General features: G+C 66.2%; 5 protein-coding genes. 3 read left to right on the forward strand and 2 right to left on the reverse strand.

Annotated elements, in window-relative coordinates:
- Nucleotides 1-5 precede the first annotated feature (5 nt).
- Nucleotides 6-13292 (reverse strand): cadherin-like domain-containing protein, encoded by a 13287-nt coding sequence (locus NM203_RS09015; protein WP_255059507.1) that lies wholly within the window; start codon nt 13290-13292, stop codon nt 6-8.
- A 910-nt stretch (nt 13293-14202) separates the two neighbouring features.
- Between NM203_RS09015 and NM203_RS09020 the strand changes: the two genes are divergently transcribed.
- On the forward strand, nt 14203-15180 hold the full coding sequence (locus tag NM203_RS09020) for a phosphotriesterase family protein (RefSeq protein ID WP_255059508.1): 978 nt from the start codon (nt 14203-14205) through the stop codon (nt 15178-15180).
- Nucleotides 15180-16643, forward strand: coding sequence for an AMP-binding protein (locus tag NM203_RS09025; RefSeq protein ID WP_255059509.1), 1464 nt, complete (start codon nt 15180-15182; stop codon nt 16641-16643). The genes NM203_RS09020 and NM203_RS09025 overlap by 1 nt, the downstream gene beginning before the upstream one ends.
- Here NM203_RS09025 and NM203_RS09030 read toward each other — a convergent pair.
- On the reverse strand, nt 16640-17815 hold the full coding sequence (locus NM203_RS09030; RefSeq protein ID WP_255059510.1) for an acyltransferase family protein: 1176 nt from the start codon (nt 17813-17815) through the stop codon (nt 16640-16642). The two genes, NM203_RS09025 and NM203_RS09030, sit on opposite strands and share 4 nt — an antisense overlap.
- 102 nt (nt 17816-17917) lie before the next feature.
- Here NM203_RS09030 and NM203_RS09035 point away from each other — a divergent pair, with 102 nt between their 5' ends.
- Nucleotides 17918-19123 (forward strand): cell envelope lipid trafficking protein PgfA, encoded by a 1206-nt coding sequence (locus NM203_RS09035; protein ID WP_255059511.1) that lies wholly within the window; start codon nt 17918-17920, stop codon nt 19121-19123.
- Nucleotides 19124-19133 lie beyond the last annotated feature (10 nt).

A 19133-nucleotide genomic window follows, 5' to 3' on the forward strand; every position in this document is an offset into this window, starting at 1 on the left:
GGGCGTCAGAACTCCCTGTCCGAGCCTCCGGACTCGGTCGCGGTAGCGATCGTGAGCGGGTTGTCCGCAAGGTCCTCCGGCCCCGTCGTCGGCGTCCACACCATCGTCCCCGCGGTCGTTTCGGTGCCTTGGCCGACGAGCAGAGAGTTCGATGAGCTGTAGGTCCCGAGCACGATCGTGACCGTGTTACCGCTCATCGTCATCGTCGACGCAGTCCCGGTGGCGCCGAAGCGGATGTTGGATCCCAGTAGTCCGCCGAGCAGTCCGTTGGCGTAGCTATCACCACCGAGGCTGACCGTCCCCAGTCCAATAGCCGTGGTGTTGGTCGCGTCGTAGACCTGGAGGGTGTCGTTGCCGCCGAGGATGCCGAGAAGGATGTCACCGTCCCAGATCCGGACGACGACGCTGGTCGCGCTGCCGTCCCAGCCGGCGAGGATCGTGCCGGGATCGATCGGCTCGCTGAACGTGTAGACGATGGTGTCGTTCTGTTCGGCACGCCCGAGTGTGCCGCTGTTGGTGGTCTGCACCCCGACCGCAGTCGGCGCAACGTTGTCGACCACCGTGATGGAGACGGTGGCGAGGTTGCTGGTGACCTGGCCGTCGGAGGCCCGGTAGGTGAACGAGTCCGCCCCGGTGTAGTTGGCGTTCGGGGTGTAGGTGAACGTTCCGTCGGTGTTGAAGCTCAGCGTGCCGTTGCTTGGGCCGGTGATGACCGCGGCGGTCAGCGTCGTGCCTTCGATGTCGGTGTCGTTGGCGAGCACAGCCCCGGAGACCTGGGTGTTCTGATTGGTGGTGACGGAGTCGCCGACCGCGACCGGGGCGTCGTTCACCGCCGTGATGGTGATGGTGACCGTGGCCGCGGTGCTGGTGGCCTGACCGTCGGTGGCGGTGTAGGTGAAGCTGTCGGTGCCGTTGAAGTTGGCATTCGGGGTGTAGGTGAACGACCCGTTGGCGTTCAGCGTCAGACTGCCGTTGGCCGGCCCGCTCACCAGAGTCGCTGTCAACGCACTGTTCTCGACGTCGGTGTCGTTGGCTAGGACCCCGGTGCCGCTGGTTCGAGTGAGAGTGCCGTCCTCGGCGACGGTGTACGCGTCGGCGACCGCGACCGGGGTGTCGTTCACGGCGGTGATGGAGATGGAGACGGTGGCCAGGTTGCTGGTGACCTGGCCGTCGGAGGCCCGGTAGGTGAACGAGTCCGCCCCGGTGTAGTTGGCGTTCGGGGTGTAGGTGAACGTCCCGTCGGTGTTGAAACTCAGCGTGCCGTGACTGGGGCCGGTGACCACCGCCGCGGTCAGCGACCCGCTGTCGATGTCGGAGTCGTTGGCCAGGACACCACCGGCCAGCTGAGTGTCCTCGGTGGTGGTGAACGAGTCGCCGACCGCGACCGGGGCGTCGTTCACCGCCGTGATGGTGATGGTGACCGTGGCCGCGGTGCTGGTGGCCTGACCGTCGGTCGCGGTGTAGGTGAAGCTGTCGGTGCCGTTGAAGTTCACCGTCGGGGTGTAGGTGAAGCTGCCGTTGGCGTTCAGAGTGAGCGTGCCGTTGGCCGGGCCGCTAACCAATGTGGCTGTCAACGCACTGTTCTCGACGTCGGTGTCGTTGGCCAGCACCCCGGTGCCGGCGCCCTGGTTCAGCGTGCCGTCCTCGGCGACGGTGTACGCGTCGGCGACCGCGACCGGGGTGTCGTTCACGGCGGTGATGGAGATGGTGACGGTGGCCAGGTTGCTGGTGACCTGGCCGTCGGAGGCCCGGTAGGTGAACGAGTCCGCCCCGGTGTAGTTGGCGTTCGGGCTGTAGGTGAACGTCCCGTCGGTGTTGAAGCTCAGCGTGCCGTGACTGGGGCCGGTGACCACCGCCGCGGTCAGCGACCCGCTGTCGATGTCGGAGTCGTTGGCCAGGACACCACCGGCCAGCTGGGTGTCCTCGGTGGTGGTGAACGAGTCGCCGACCGCGACCGGGGCGTCGTTCACCGCCGTGATGGTGATGGTGACCGTGGCCGCGGTGCTGGTGGCCTGACCGTCGGTGGCCGTGTAGGTGAAGCTGTCGGTGCCGTTGAAGTTCGCCGTCGGGGTGTAGGTGAACGACCCGTTCGCGTTCAGAGTCAGCGTGCCGTTGGCGGGACCGCTCACCAGAGTGGCTGTCAACGCGCTGTTCTCGACGTCGGTGTCGTTGGCCAGCACCCCGGTGCCGGCGCCCTGGTTCAGCGTGCCGTCCTCGGCGACGGTGTACGCGTCGGCGACCGCGACCGGGGTGTCGTTGACCGCGGTGATGGAGATGGAGACGGTGGCCAGGTTGCTGGTGACCTGGCCGTCGGAGGCGCGGTAGGTGAACGAGTCCGCACCGGTGTAGTTGGCGTTCGGGGTGTAGGTGAACGTCCCGTCGGTGTTGAAACTCAGCGTGCCGTGACTGGGGCCGGTGACGACCGCCGCGGTCAGGGATCCGCTGTCGATGTCGGAGTCGTTGGCCAGGACACCGCCGGAGACCTGGGTGTCCTCGTTGGTGGTGACGGAGTCGTCGACCGCGACGGGGGCGTCGTTGACCGCGGTGATCGTGATGGTCACGGTGGCCGCGGTGCTGGTGTCGGTGCCGTCGCTGACGGTGTAGGTGAAGCTGTCGGTGCCGTTGAAGTCCGCATCCGGGGTGTAGGTGAAGCTGCCGTTGGCATTCAAGGTCAGGGTGCCGTTGGCCGGGCCGCTGTCCAATGTCGCGGTGAGGGTGCTGTTCTCGACGTCGGTGTCGTTGGCCAGGACCCCGGTGCCGCTGGTTTGAGTGAGAGTGCCGTCCTCGGCGACGGTGTACGCGTCGGCGACCGCGACCGGAACGTCGTTCACGGCGGTGATCGTGATCGTGACGGTCGCCGGGTCACTCGCATCGGTGCCGTCGGAGACGGTGTAGGTGAAGCTGTCGGTGCCGTTGAAATCGGTGTCGGGGGTGTAGGTGAAGCTGCCGTTGGCGTTGAAGGTCAGGGTGCCGTTGGCCGGACCGCTGTCCAGAGTGGCGGTCAGAGAACCGTTCTCGACGTCGGTGTCGTTACCCAGGACGCCAGTGCCCACCGGGACGGTCAGCGTGCCGTCCTCGGTGACGGTGTACGCATCGGCCACCGCGACGGGGGCGTCGTTGACCGCGGCAATTGTGATCGTGACGGTCGCCGGGTCACTCGCATCGGTGCCGTCCGAGACGGTGTAGGTGAAGCTGTCGGTCCCGGCGAAGTCCGCATCGGGGGTGTAGGTGAAGCTGCCGTTCGCGTTGAACGTGAGCGTCCCGTTGGCCGGCCCACTGTCCAGAGTCGCGGTGAGGGTGCTGTTCTCGACGTCGGTGTCGTTGCCCAGGACGTTGCCGACCAGCTCGGTGTCCTCGGCCACGGTGAACGAGTCGCCGACCGCGACGGGAGCGTCGTTGACCGCGGTGATCGTGATGGTCACCGTGGCTGGATCACTCGCATCGGTGCCGTCCGAGACGGTGTAGGTGAAGGTGTCGGTCCCGGCGAAGTCCGCATCGGGGGTGTAGGTGAAGCTGCCGTTCGCGTTGAGAGTGAGCGTGCCGCTGACCGGGCCGCTCGCCAAAGTCGCAGTGAGAGAATCATTCTCGACGTCGGTGTCGTTACCCAGGACGTTGCCGACCAGTTCGGTGTCCTCGGCGACGGTGAACGAGTCGTTGACCGCGACGGGAGCGTCGTTCACCGCCGTGATCGTGATGGTCACCGTGGCTGGATCACTGGTGTCGGTGCCGTCCGAGACGGTGTAGGTGAACGAGTCGGTGCCGGCGAAGTCCGCATCCGGGGTATAGGTGAACGACCCGTTCGCGTTAAGGACGAGCGTGCCGTTGGCCGGACCACTGTCCAGCGTCGCGGTCAACGTGCTGTTCTCGACGTCGGTGTCGTTACCCAGGACGTTGCCGACCAGTTCGGTGTCCTCAGCCACGGTGAACGCGTCGCCGACCGCGACGGGAGCGTCGTTCACCGCCGTGATCGTGATGGTCACCGTGGCTGGATCACTCGCATCGGTGCCGTCCGAGACGGTGTAGGTGAACGAGTCGGTGCCGGTGAAGTCCGCGTCGGGGGTGTAGGTGAAGCTGCCGTTCGCGTTGAGAGTGAGCGTGCCGTTGGTCGGACCGCTGTCCAATGTCGCGGTCAACGTGCTGTTCTCGACGTCGGTGTCGTTGCCCAGGACGTTGCCCGTCAGCTGAGTGTCCTCAGCCACGGTGAAGGAGTCGTCGACGGCGACCGGAGCGTCGTTCACCGCGTTGATCGTGATGGTCACCGTCGCCGGATCACTCGCATCGGTTCCATCGCTCACCGTGTAGGTGAACGAGTCGGTGCCGTTGAAGTCCGCATCCGGGGTGTAGGTAAACGAGCCGTTCGCGTTGAGGACGAGCGTGCCGTTGGCCGGGCCACTGTCCAGAGTCGCCGTCAACGTGCTGTTCTCGACATCGGTGTCGTTACCCAGGACATTGCCGACCAGTTCGGTGTCCTCAGCGACGGTGAACGAGTCCCCCACCGCGACGGGAGCGTCGTTCACCGCCGTGATGGTGATCGTGACGGTGGCGGCGGCACTGGTGTCGGTGCCGTCGGAGACGGTGTAGGTGAAGCTGTCGGTGCCGTTGAAGTCCGCGTCCGGGGTGTACGTGAAACTGCCGTTGGCGTTGAAGGTCAGGGTGCCGTTGGCAGGCCCACTGTTTAATGTCGCGGTGAGGGTGCTGTTCTCGACGTCGGTGTCGTTAGCCAGGACCCCGGTGCCTACCGGGACGGTCAGCGTGCCGTCCTCGGCGACGGTGTACGCATCGTCGACGGAGACCGGAGCGTCGTTCACCGCGTTGATCGTGATGGTCACCGTGGCTGGATCACTCGCATCGGTTCCGTCCGAGACGGTGTAGGTGAACGAGTCGGTGCCGGTGAAGTCCGCGTCGGGGGTGTAGGTGAAGCTGCCGTTCGCGTTGAGAGTGAGCGTGCCGTTGGCCGGACCACTCGCCACAGTCGCCGTCAGCGTGCTGTTCTCGACGTCGGTGTCGTTGCCCAGGACGTTGCCCGTCAGCTGAGTGTCCTCAGCCACGGTGAAGGAGTCGTCGACGGCGACCGGGGCGTCGTTCACCGCGGTGACGGTGATCGTCACCGTCGCCGGATCACTCGCATCGGTTCCATCGCTCACCGTGTAGGTGAACGAGTCGGTGCCGTTGAAGTCCGCATCCGGGGTGTAGGTAAACGAGCCGTTCGCGTTGAGGACGAGCGTGCCGTTGGCCGGACCGCTGTCCAATGTCGCGGTGAGGGTGCTGTTCTCGACGTCGGTGTCGTTACCCAGGACATTGCCCGTCAACTCGGTGTCCTCGGCCACGGTGAAGCCGTCGTCGACTGCGACGGGAGCGTCGTTGACCGCCGTGATGGTGATCGTGACGGTGGCGGCGGTGCTGGTGTCGGTGCCGTCGCTGACGGTGTAGGTGAACGAGTCGGTTCCGTTGAAGTTGGTGTCGGGGGTGTAGGTGAAGCTGCCGTTGGCGTTGAAGGTCAGGGTGCCGTTGGCCGGGCCACTGTCCAGAGTCGCCGTGAGAGAACTGTTCTCGACGTCGGTGTCGTTGCCAAGAACGTTGCCCGTCAGCTCGGTGTCCTCGGCGACAGTGAACGAGTCGCCGACCGCCACGGGAGCGTCGTTCACCGCCGTGATCGTGATCGTCACCGTCGCCGGGTCACTCGCATCGGTGCCGTCGGAGACGGTGTAGGTGAAACTGTCGGTCCCGGCGAAGTCCGCATCCGGGGTGTAAGTGAAGCTGCCGTTCGCATTCAAGGTCAGGGTGCCGCTGGCCGGGCCACTGTTCAGCGTCGCGGTCAACGTGCTGTTCTCGACATCGGTGTCGTTGCCGAGAACGTTGCCCGTCAGCTGAGTGTCCTCGGCCACGGTGAAGCCGTCATCGACCGCGACCGGGGCGTCGTTCACCGCGGTGACGGTGATGGTGACGGTGGCCGCGGTGCTGGTATCCGCGCCGTCGCTCACGGTGTAGGTGAAGCTGTCGGTGCCAGTGAAGTCGGTGTCGGGGGTGTACGTGAAGGACCCGTTCGCGTTGAACGTCAGGGTGCCGCTGGCCGGGCCACTGTCCAATGTCGCGGTCAACGTGCTGTTCTCGACATCGGTGTCGTTGCCGAGAACGTTGCCCGTCAGCTGAGTGTCCTCGGCCACGGTGAAGCCGTCATCGACCGCGACCGGGGCGTCGTTCACCGCGGTGACGGTGATGGTGACGGTGGCCGCGGTGCTGGTATCCGCGCCGTCGCTCACGGTGTAGGTGAAGCTGTCGGTGCCAGTGAAGTCGGTGTCGGGGGTGTACGTGAAGGACCCGTTCGCGTTGAACGTCAGGGTCCCGTTGGCCGGCCCACTGTCCAATGTCGCGGTCAACGTGCTGTTCTCGACGTCGGTGTCGTTGCCCAGGACGTTGCCCGTCAGCTGAGTGTCCTCAGCCACGGTGAAGGAGTCGTCGACGGCGACCGGAGCGTCGTTCACCGCGTTGATCGTGATGGTCACCGTGGCTGGATCACTCGCATCGGTTCCGTCGCTCACGGTGTAGGTGAAGCTGTCGGTCCCGGTGAAGTCGGTGTCGGGGGTGTAGGTGAAGCTGCCGTTGGCGTTGAACGTCAACGTGCCGCTGGCCGGGCCGGCCACCAGACTGGCTGTCAACGAACTGTTCTCGACATCGGTGTCGTTACCCAGGACGTTGCCCGTCAGCTGAGTATCCTCGGCCACGGTGAACGCATCGTCCACCGCCACGGGAGCGTCGTTCACCGCCGTGATCGTGATCGTCACCGTCGCCGGACCACTGCTGTCGGTGCCGTCGGAGACGGTGTAGGTGAAGCTGTCGGTCCCGGCGAAGTCCGCATCGGGGGTGTAAGTGAAGCTGCCATTGGCATTCAAGGTCAGGGTGCCGTTGGCCGGCCCACTCGCCAGAGTGGCGGTGAGAGAACCGTTCTCGACGTCGGTGTCGTTGCCCAGGACGTTGCCGACCAGTTCGGTGTCCTCAGCGACAGTGAACGAGTCGCCGATTGCAACGGGAGCGTCGTTGACCGCGGTGATCGTGATGGTGACCGTGGCTGGATCACTCGCGTCGGTGCCGTCGGAGACGGTGTAGGTGAAGCTGTCGGTCCCGGCGAAGTCCGCATCCGGGGTGTAGGTGAAGCTCCCATTGGCGTTGAAGGTCAGGGTGCCGCTGGCCGGCCCACTGTCCAGAGTCGCCGTCAGAGTGCTGTTCTCGACGTCGGTGTCGTTACCCAGGACGTTGCCCGTCAGCTGAGTGTCCTCATCGACGGTGAGCGAGTCGCCGACTGCAACGGGAGCGTCGTTCACCGCGGTGATCGAGATGGAGACGGTGGCGGCGGTGCTGGTGGCCTGACCGTCCGAGACGGTGTAGGTGAAGCTGTCGGTCCCGGTGAAGTCGGTGTCGGGGGTGTAGGTGAAGCTGCCGTTGGCGTTGAAGGTCAACGTGCCGCTGGCCGGGCCGGCCACCAGACTGGCTGTCAACGAACTGTTCTCGACATCGGTGTCATTACCCAGGACATTGCCCGTCAGCTGAGTATCCTCGGCCACGGTGAACGCATCGTCCACCGCCACGGGAGCGTCGTTCACCGCCGTGATCGTGATCGTCACCGTCGCCGGACCACTGCTGTCGGTGCCGTCCGAGACCGTGTAGGTGAAGCTGTCGGTGCCAGCGAAGTCCGTATCCGGAGTGTAGGTGAACGACCCGTTCGCGTTGAGGACGAGCGTGCCGTTGGCCGGACCAATCGCCAAAGTCGCAGTGAGAGAATTATTCTCGACATCGGTGTCGTTACCCAGGACATTGCCCGTCAGCTGAGTATCCTCGGCCACGGTGAACGAGTCGCCGACTGCAACGGGAGCGTCGTTGACCGCGGTGATCGTGATGGTCACCGTGGCTGGATCACTCGCATCGGTGCCGTCCGAGACGGTGTAGGTGAAGCTGTCGGTGCCAGTGAAGTCCGCATCGGGGGTGTAGGTGAAGCTGCCGTTCGCATTCAAGGTCAGGGTGCCGTTGGCCGGGCCACTCGCCAGAGTGGCGGTGAGAGAACCGTTCTCGACATCGGTGTCGTTGCCCAGGACGTTGCCGACCAGTTCGGTGTCCTCATCGACGGTGAACGAATCGTCCACCGCGACCGGGGCGTCGTTCACCGCCGTGATGGTGATCGTCACCGTCGCCGGATCACTCGCGTCGGTACCGTCGCTCACGGTGTAGGTAAAGCTGTCGGTGCCGTTGAAATCGGTGTCGGGGGTGTAGGTGAAGCTGCCGTTCGCATTCAAGGTCAGGGTGCCGTTGGCCGGACCACTCGCCAGAGTCGCGGTCAACGTGCTGTTCTCGACATCGGTGTCGTTACCCAGGACGTTGCCGACCAGTTCGGTGTCCTCAGCGACAGTGAACGAGTCGTTGACCGCCGCGGGAGCGTCGTTCACCGCGGTGATCGTGATGGTGACCGTGGCTGGATCACTCGCATCGGTGCCGTCGGAGACGGTGTAGGTGAAGCTGTCGGTTCCGGTGAAGTCCGCTTCCGGGGTGTAGGTGAAGGAGCCGTTGGCGCTGAGAGTGAGCGTGCCGTTGGCCGGACCACTCGCCAGAGTGGCGGTCAGAGAACCGTTCTCGACATCGGTGTCGTTACCCAGCACCCCGGTTCCTACCGGGACGGTCAGCGTGCCGTCCTCGGCGACGGTGTACGCATCGCCGACCGCGACGGGAGCGTCGTTCACCGCGGTGATCGTGATCGTCACCGTCGCCGGGTCACTCGCGTCCGTTCCATCGCTCACGGTGTAGGTGAAGCTGTCGGTGCCGTTGAAGTCCGCATCGGGTGTGTACGTGAACGACCCGTTCGCATTCAAGGTCAGGGTCCCGTTGGCCGGCCCACTGTCCAGAGTCGTCGCCAACGTGCTGTTCTCGACATCGGTGTCGTTACCGGCGACGTTGCCGACCAGTTCGGTGTCCTCATCGACGGTGAACGAGTCGTCCACTGCGATCGGGGTGTCGTTGACCGCGGTGATGGTGATCGTCACGGTGGCCGGATCACTCGCATCGGTGCCGTCCGAGACCGTGTAGGTGAAGCTGTCGGTGCCGTTGAAGTCCACGTCCGGGGTGTAGGTGAACGACCCGTTGGCGCTGAGAGTGAGCGTGCCGTGGGCCGGACCACTCGCCAAAGTCGCAGTGAGAGAATTATTCTCGACGTCGGTGTCGTTACCCAGGACATTGCCGACCAGTTCGGTGTCCTCATCGACGGTGAACGCATCGTCCACCGCGACGGGAGCGTCGTTGACCGCGGTGATGGTGATGGTCACGGTCGCCGCGGCACTGGCGTCGGTGCCATCGCTCACGGTGTAGGTGAAGCTGTCGGTGCCGTTGAAGCCCACGTCCGGGGTGTAGGTGAACGACCCGTTCGCGTTGAGGACGAGTGTGCCGTTGGCCGGCCCACTCGCCAAAGTCGCAGTGAGCGAATTATTCTCGACGTCGGTGTCGTTACCGGCGACGTTGCCGACCAGTTCGGTGTCCTCATCGACGGTGAACGAGTCGCCGACTGCAACGGGAGCGTCGTTCACCGCGGTGATGGAGATCGAGACGGTGGCGGCGGTACTGGTGGCCTGACCGTCCGAGACCGTGTAGGTGAAGCTATCGGTGCCGTTGAAGTCCACGTCCGGGGTGTAGGTGAACGACCCGTTCGCGTTGAGGACGAGCGTGCCGTTGGCCGGACCACTCGCCAAAGTCGCAGTGAGAGAATTACTCTCGACGTCGGTGTCGTTACCCAGGACGTTGCCGACCAGTTCGGTGTCCTCATCGACGGTGAACGAGTCGCCGACTGCAACGGGAGCGTCGTTCACAGCGGTGATGGAGATCGAGACGGTGGCCAGGTTGCTGGTGACCTGGCCGTCGGAGGCCCGGTAGGTGAACGAGTCCGCACCGGTGTAGTTGGCGTTCGGGCTGTAGGTGAACGTCCCGTCGGTGTTGAAACTCAGCGTGCCGTGACTGGGGCCGGTGACCACCGATGCGGTCAGCGACCCGCTGTCGATGTCGGAGTCGTTGGCCAGGACACCACCGGCCAGCTGAGTGTCCTCGTTAGTGGTGAACGAGTCGCCGACCGCGACCGGGGCGTCGTTCACCGCAGTCACGGTGATGGTGACCGTGGCCGCGGTGCTGGTGGCCTGACCGTCGGTCGCGGTGTAGGTGAAGCTGTCGGTGCCGTTGAAGTTCGCCGTCGGGGTGTAGGTGAACGACCCGTTCGCGTTGAGAGTCAGCGTGCCGTTGGCCGGGCCGCTCACCAGAGTGGCTGTCAACGCACTGTTCTCGACGTCGGTGTCGTTGGCCAGCACCCCGGTGCCGGTGCCCTGGTTGAGCGTGCCGTCCTCGGCGACGGTGTACGCGTCGCCGACCGCGACCGGGGTGTCGTTCACCGCGGTGATGGAGATGGAGACGGTGGCCAGGTTGCTGGTGACCTGGCCGTCGGAGGCCCGGTAGGTGAACGAGTCCACGCCGTTGAAGGCCGCGTCGGGCGTGTAGGTGAAGGACCCGTTCGTGTTGAACGTCAAGGTGCCGTGGGCCGGGCCGCTCACCAGAGTCGCTGTGAGAGTGTCGCCGTCGACGTCGGAGTCGTTGGCCAGCACCCCGACATCGGTGATGACGACCAAGGTGCCGTTCTCCGCCACGGCGTAGCCGTCACCCGCCGCGACGGGAGTGTCGTTGAAGGCGGCGACGGTGATGGTGACGGTGGCGGGCGTGCTGGTGGCCGTCCCGTCGCTGGCGGTGTATGTGAACGAATCGCTTCCGTAGAAGTCGTCGTCGGGTGTGTAGATGAACGATCCGTCGGGCCCCAGGATGACGGAGCCGTGGCTGGGCCCACTCGACAGATTCGTCGTGAGGAAGGGACTGTCGACGTCGAGATCGTTACCGAGGACGTTGCCCGCCATGGCGGCGTCTTCATCGGTGCTGAACGTATCGCCGACGGCGATAGGGGCGTCGTTGACCGCCGTGATGGTGATCGTCACCGTGACCGGACTGCTGGTGATCGCCCCGTCGGACACGGTGTAGGTGAACGAGTCGAAGCCGCGGTAGTCGTCGGGCGGAGTGTAGATGAACGAGCCGTCGAGCCCCAGCACGACGGTCCCTCGGGTCGGCCCGCTCGCGAGAACTGTTGTGAGCGAGGAACTGTCGATGTCGGTGTCGTTGCCCAGGACGTTGCCTGCGAGGGCGACGTCCTCGGCGGTGCTGAACGTGTCACCGACGGCGATAGGGGCGTCGTTGACCGCCGTGATGGTGATCGTCACCGTCGCCGGACTGCTGGTGGCCGTCCCGTCGCTCGCGGTGTAGGTGAACGAATCGGAGCCGTAGAAGTCGTCGTCGGGAGTGTAGATGAACGACCCGTCGGGCCCCAGGATGACGGAGCCGTGGCTGGGTCCATCGGCCAGAGTCGTCGTGAGTATCGCGCTGTCGACGTCGGTGTCGTTGCCGAGCACGTGCCCGGCAAGGGCTGAGTCCTCGGCGGTGGTGAACGTGTCGCCGACGGCGACCGGGGTGTCGTTGACGGCGGTGATGGTGACGGTGACGGTGGCCGGCGCGCTGCTGACCGTCCCGTCGCTGACGGTGTAGGTGAAACTGTCGATGCCGTAATAGTTCCCGGTGGGGGTGTAGATGAACGAGCCGCCGAGGCCGAGCGTCACGGTGCCGCGCGTCGGCTGACTCGCGAGAGTCGTTGTCAGCAGGGCGTTGTCGACGTCCGTGTCGTTGCTCACGAGGTTGCCCGAGACCGCGTCGTCCTCGGTGGTGGTGAAGGTGTCGCCGACCGCGACCGGGGCGTCGTTGACGGGGGTGACGGTGATCGCGACCGTCGCCGGGGCACTCGTAGACCAGCCGTCGCTCGCGGTGTAGGTGAAGGAATCCGGGCCGTAGTAGTCGTCGTCGGGCCGGTAGATGAACGATCCGTCGAGGCCGAGCGTCACGGTGCCGTGGGTCGGACCGCTCGCCAGAGACGTTGTCAGCAGCGCGTTGTCGACGTCGATGTCGTTGCTCAGAACGTTGCCCGAGACCGCGTTGTCCTCGGCGGTAGTCACCGTGTCGCCGGCGGCGACGGGAACGTCGTTGATGGCCGTGACGGTGATCGTCACCGTAGCCGGGGCGCTGGTGCCCATTCCGTCGGTGGCGGAGTAGGTGAACGAGTCCGAGCCGGCGTAGTCGGGGGTCGGGGTGTAGACGAACGATCCGTCGGCGGCCAGGTTCACCGATCCGTGCGCGGTGGTGATGACGCCCGGTTCGGCGACGCTCAGCGGTTCGGCGTCGGGGTCGCTGTCGTTTGCGAGAACGCCGGCAGCCGCACTGACCGTCAGGGTGCCGTCCTCGTTGGTCGTGTAGCTGTCCGCGACGGTGACGGGGACGGCGTTCGGCGCGAACGACATCAGGCTGATGACCGCGGTGTCCTTGTGGGCGAAGTGGGGGCTCAGGAAGCTGAGTAGTCCGTGAATGTGGAAGCAGTTCGCGACGTCGCTGGCGATGACGGTGAACTCGTCCGGTCCGGTGTAACCCGCGTCGGCTTGGTAGGTGAACGTCCCCGTCATCTGGTCGACGGTGACGGTGCCGTGGGATGGTCCGCCCCAATGACCGCGGGTGGGCACCCGATACCTGATGTGATCGCCGTCCGCGTCGTATCCGTAGAACGGAATCGGCTCACTGACCTCGCCGGGGCCGAGCACGAGGGTGATGTCCTGCGGACTCACCTGCGGGGTGCGGTTGAAGAAGGTGTACTGAATCTCCCGACGGATCCAGGCCAGAACCGCCCACACGATGGAGGGCTGCACCGGACTGACCGGTGCTCCGGGTTCCGCGAACGGCGACAGATACACCGACACCACCATGCTCGCGACGTCGACCATCTCGGACGTCGCCGTGGTCTCCGGCTCGGAGCCCTCAGCGGTCGAGCTGAAGGCGAGACCCTCCACCGTGGGTTCGGCGAGCGACAGCTCATCGCCCGGCGCGGCGACGGATAGTTCCGTTTCGGGGATCTGGGTGACGACCGGCGTCGTCGCGGGGTCGGGGCTCGACGCATCGCCGGTGTCGGCCGCGCCGCTCGGCGAGGAGTCGCCCTGCGGGGCGGTCGCGACGGGTGACTCGTCGGTTGGCCAGGAAAGTTGCTCAGAGCCCTCTGCGGGGGTTGTGGCAACGTCCGAGTTCGTCGACTCCGTGGACGGCGATTCGGTGTCGCCGACCGGGTCTGACGTGGGTTCCGACGGCGAGGAGGTGTCGTCGTCGGTCGCCTGGCCCGCGTCGTTCGTCGAATCGATCACGCCGCCGGAGTTCGCCACCTGCATGTCGGGTGGCGAGGTGTCGGGTTCACCCGCAGCGCTCGACGACGCGGGTTGACCAGCCGAAGCGGTCGACGTCGAACTCGAATCCGGCGTTGGTTCCGCGGCGGCAGAGGGGTCCTCCGCCGACTGAGCGCCCCCTGATTGCGGGGAGGAACCGGAATCGGATGTCGACGATTCCGATCCGTCTGAATCGGTTTCGGCGCGCGCCTCACCAAGGCCGATGCCCAACCCGAGACCATGGCCGGTCGCCATTGCCACACCAACACCGAGAGCGACGGCTAACGCTCCGACTCGGCCGATGTATTTACCGGCTCCACCATTAGCGCAAACGGGTATTAGAGGTTCGATTGGGGCCGCGGCGTCGGTGCCGAGACGAAAGCTCAGCTGGATCTCCTGGCGTTCGGTGAACCCCTTGGCCTTGCGATGGCGGGCTTTCTTTCCATGCGCACGTTGGCGGGCCGACGGGTCCATGTGTCACCTCTGCTGCCTGGGACCAGTTTGAGCAGCGCATTTGTCGCAAAGCTGTCCAACGCAGGCCTCGTTGCCGTGGTAGCCCACTGAGGCAGACCGCCGACGCGGTATCGCTCGAACGTCGTCCAGGTCACCAGTCCAGCCGCACCCCCCGAGAGTGCTCACAACAATTTACGCTGCCGACAGTAAGTTGGTCCAGCAAATCTTTGTTTACGTTCTTGCCCAATTTTGGGATGGGTCGGAGTTTCTGGAGCAAACCCAGTTGGTCGGTTCGGACACTCGACGGGCTACGTGCGACTCAGTGATCGGTGCCGCGGATACTCCGACGCCGACGCCGGCGGGACCGTCGAAAGACCTGAATTCAGCGCGTGGACAAAACTCTTCGTGCGATGCTCGCATCGGTGAGCACGGTGAGCGCATGAGCACGGTCAACACGGCGCGGGGCGCCATCGACATCGCCGATCTGGGCGTCACGCTGATGCACGAGCACGTGTTCATCATGACCACGGAGATCCTCGAGAACTATCCGGAGGCGTGGGGTGACGGGGCGAAACGCGAGGCGGACGCGATCGACCGTCTCAACGAACTCAAGGGCCGCGGCGTCGACACCATCGTCGACCTGACCGTCATCGGGCTGGGCCGCTACCTGCCGCGGATCGCCCGCATCGCCGCGGCCACCGAGCTCAACATCGTCGTCGCGACCGGGCTGTACACCTATAACGACCTGCCGATGTACTTCCACTACCGCGGCCCCGGCGCTCCGCTCGACGGGCCCGAGATCATGACCGAGATGTTCGTCCGCGACATCGAGCACGGCATCGCGGACACGGGGGTCAAGGCGGCGATCCTGAAGTGCGCCACCGACGAACCGGGTCTCACCGCCGGAGTCGAGCGCGTGCTGCGCGCGGTCGCGCAGGCGCACCGACAGACCGGGGTGCCGATCTCGACACACACCCACGCCGAGACCAGGCGCGGACTCGACCAACAGCGCGTGTTCGCCGAGGAGGGTGTCGATCTGAGTAGGGTCGTCATCGGCCACTGCGGTGACACCACCGACCTCGACTACCTGACCGAACTCATCGAGGCCGGCTCCTACATCGGGATGGACAGGTTCGGCGTCGACGTCTACCTGCCGTTTGAAGACCGGGTGGCGACGGTCGCCGCGATGTGCGAGCGCGGCTACGCGGAGAAGATGGTGTTGTCCCACGACGCGTCGTGCTACTTCGACGCGCTGCCCGAGGCCACTCTGCCGGTGGTGCTGCCGAATTGGCATTACCTGCACATCCACAACGACGTGATCCCCGCGCTGAAGGCCCGCGGCGTCACCGACGAGCAACTCACCACGATGCTGGTGGACAACCCCCGCCGCATCTTCGAGCGGACGGGCGGCTACTGATGGTCGCCGGGGTTCCGCCGATCAGCGCGCAGGTCTCGGAGTTGGCGCGGACCGACCCCGACGCCCCGGCGGTCACCTGCGAGGGACGCACGCTGACCCGTGCCGAACTCGACCGCAGCACGAACCGGTTGGCGCGCGCGTACGCCGAGTTCGGGGTCGGGGTCGGCGATTACGTGTCGATCGCGATGCCGAACTCGATCGAGTGGATTCAGGCGATCCTCGCATGCTGGAAGCTCGGGGCGGTACCACAACCGCTGTCGGCTCGGCTGCCCGACGCCGAGTTCACCGGCATCCTCGATCTGAAGCCGCGTGCCCTGATCGTCGGTCGCACCGACCCGCGGGGCCTGGTCCCCAGCGTGCCAATGGATTTCACCCCCGCCGCCCTATCCGATGACGCCCTGCCGGACGCGGTGTCCCCGGTGTGGAAGTCGATGACATCGGGCGGCAGCACCGGGCGGCCCAAGCTGATCGAGGCGGGCGGCGACAGCCGAATCCCGGCGGCGATCGGCTATCCACTCGGCGCGCAGGAGGGCGACGTCAACCTGATCTCCGTGCCGCTGAGCCACAACACCGGGTTCACCACGGCGGCCGTCGGCCTGCTGCAGGGCCACCACCTGGTGGTGATGCCGCGATTCGACCCGCACGCGTTCCTCGGCCTGATCGCCGAGCACCGCGTCACGTTCCTGACCACCGTGCCCACCGTCATGCAGCGCCTGCTGCCGGTGTACCGGGCGGATCCGGCGTCCTACGACCTGTCGTCGATCCGCCGGTTCTGGCACCTCGGCGCGCCGTGCCCGCCCGTCATCAAGCTCGCCTGGATCGAGATCCTCGGCGGGGAGGCGGTGTGGGAACTGTACGGCGGCACCGAACTTCAGGCGTTGACGTTCATCAACGGCGACCAGTACCTGACGCATCCGGGGTCGGTGGGCGTCGTCGTGGCCGGCGAGATGAAGGTACTCGACGACGACGGCAACGAATGCCCGCCCGGTGTCGTCGGCGAGATCTACATGCGGCCCGCGCCCGGCAGTGCGCCCACCTACCGGTACGTCGGCGTCACCGCGAAGAGTCGCGACGGCTGGGACTCCCTCGGCGACCTCGGGCACTTCGACGCCGACGGGTTCCTCTACCTGTCCGACCGCCGCGTCGACATGTTCACCGTCGGCGGCCGCAACGTGTACCCGGCCGAGATCGAGGCGGCGCTCGCCGAGCACCCGGACATCCTGTCCTGCTTGGTCGTCGGAGTCCCGGATGACGACCTCGGTCAGGTCCCGCACGCGCTGGTGCAGAGTTCGACCGCACTCGACGAGGACGCGATTCGCACGTTTCTCGTCGACCGGGTGGCCGCCTACAAGGTTCCCCGCGCGGTCGAGTTCGTCGACCGGCCGCTGCGCGACGACGCGGGCAAGGCGCGCCGCACGGCGGTGCGCGACGAGGTCATCGCGCGGGCCGCGCAATCGAGCTAGCGCGCGGCGGCGGGCTCCGTCGAGTCGGTAGCCGAACTGTCCAGCGGTGACGGATCGTTGCGTCTCTCCCACCGCCGCAGCGCGTTCCGGCACGGCGACTCCACCAGTGCGTAGCTGACGGCAGCGATCGCGAAGCCCAACAGCACGGTGAGGACCAACACCACGGGCATGTGGCCGTTGAACGGGAACTCGCCGATCATGGGGAACACCATCGCCAGCGCGGCGAGGTGCCAGACGAACAGCCCGTAGGACCACCGGCCCAGCGTCACCATCACGCCGCTGCCCAGGATCCGGTGCGGGGTGTCGGGCCGATCGAGCACCAGCGGCGCCAGCAGCGCGCCCGCGACGACCGCCCCGCACGTCGTCTTGACGATGAACTGGCCCGCGGTGCCGGGGATCAGCCCCTCCGGGCCCGCGAACGGTGATGCTGCGAGCAGAAACGCGGCCAGCGCGATCAGCGCCATCAGCACCCGGTGCCGGGCCAGCCGGTGCACCCAGCCGACGGGACTGACAGTCAGCTCGGCGAGCAGCATGCCCGCGGCGAACCACGCGAAGAACGCCGGCGGCCAGTTCCACGGGTTGATGCCGACCGGCGGGTCGAACGGCAGCAGCGCCCACCCCAGGCTGAGCACCGCCAGGGCGGACACTGCGGCGATCCGGCCGCGCGCGGGAACCCTGCGTGCCAGCAGTGCCAGCAGCGGCAGCGCGAGATAGAAGCTGACCTCGACCGACAAACTCCACATCTGGGTGAGCCCGGCCGTCAGCGTCAGTGGTACGTAGATCTGGGTGAGGGTGAGGTTGGCCAGCCAGACGGTGCCATCGGCGTTGGCATCCGGCAGCAGCGTCAGGATGACGATCACCGCCACCAGGTAGCCCGGCATGATCCGCACGATGCGCGACCGCAGGTAGTGCCCCGTCGGCGGCCGGTGCCGCAGCCCGCGCGCCGCCGCCGCGTGGCCGCGCCAGAGCAGGAACCCCGACAGCGCGAAGAACACGGCCACCGCCAGGTCGAAACGTCCAAGCAGGCGCCCCGTCACGCCGGTGGAGTGGCCCGTCTGGAACGCGACGTGCGTGATGACGACCCCGATCGCCGCGCAGGCGCGCATCCCCTCGACGGCGGGCAGGAAACCGCGCGTACCGCCGACTGTGCTGTCCTGGTCGTCGGTGGTCATGCGCGACAGTCTGCCGGATGGGACTCGTAGTAAGCAGGCACCTTAGTTTGGACTGTTAGGGTCAGACGGGTTTTGCCGTCCGGCAGGCGAAGGAGGCACGGTTTGAACCGCGCTGTGGCGCTGCGCATCGCGGCGTGCGGGCTGATGGGACTGGGCGCCGCCCTGCTCATGGCAGCCCTGTTGCTGACGATGTACACCTCGGGCCGGGTCGCCAAGATCCCGCTGAACATCGACACCACGCTGGTCAGTGAAGGCACTGCGACAGCGCTCGACCCCACGTCTCTCACGACGGGCGACCCGTTCGTCATCACGGAGAACACCCCCGTGGTGCTGCAGCGGCAGATCACGGTGGAGGCCCCGTCCAACGCCGACGTGGTCACGCTGCAGGTCGGCGACACGCTGCGCCGCACGGACCAGCAGCAGGACAACGGCCTGCTGCTCGCGATGGTCGACACGGTGACGCTGGACCGCTCGACGGCGATGGCGGTGTCCAGCGACACCAACCCCGGTGGCGCGGTGCAGAAGCCCCGGAGCATCGAGGAAGAGAACCCGCCGACCAACATCGCGCTGCCGCACGACGGTCTGTCCTACCGGTTCCCGTACGACACGGAGAAGAAGACCTACCCGGTGTTCGACCCGATCGCGCAGAAGGCCTACGACGCCAACTACGACGGCGAAGAGGACGTCAACGGACTGGCGGCGTACCGGTTCACGCAGGACGTCGGGTACGACGGCAACGGTCCCGACGCGAAGCTCTCCGACCCGCTGAAGTACGCATCGCTCTACGAGAACGACGAGGACGGTCAGGTCACCGCCCGCGCCGCACTCTGGGGCGTCGAGGCCGAGGATCCCGAAGAGCCGATCACGATGACGCGCTACTACGCGGCGCAGCGCACCTTCTGGGTCGACCCGGTGTCGGGCACCATCGTCAAGTCCAAGGAACACGGCTTCCACTACTACGCTCGGGACGCGCTCAAGCCCGAGGTGACGTTCGCCGACTTCACCGTCGAATCCACCGAGGACACGGTGGAGTCGCAGGTCGCGAGTGCACGCGACGAGGGTGACGTGGTGGCGCTGTGGAGCCGCATCCTGCCCATCTCGTTCACCGCGCTCGGCCTCGTCGCACTGGTCGGCGGCGTCCTGCTCGGCGCATTCACGCTGCGGGCCGAGCGGGCGCTGATCGATCCGGGTCTCGACGAGCCGGACCACGGCTTCTTCGGGCGCCGACCCACCGACTCGGGTCCGATGCCCGCTGCCGAGGCCCAGACCGAGAAGCTGCCGTCGCAGCGGCCCCCGGACCGCCACTGAGCCGTCGCGA

Origin of the sequence: Mycolicibacterium arenosum (assembly GCF_024320865.1) — a bacterium.
GTDB classification, from domain to species: Bacteria; Actinomycetota; Actinomycetes; order Mycobacteriales; family Mycobacteriaceae; genus Mycobacterium; species Mycobacterium arenosum.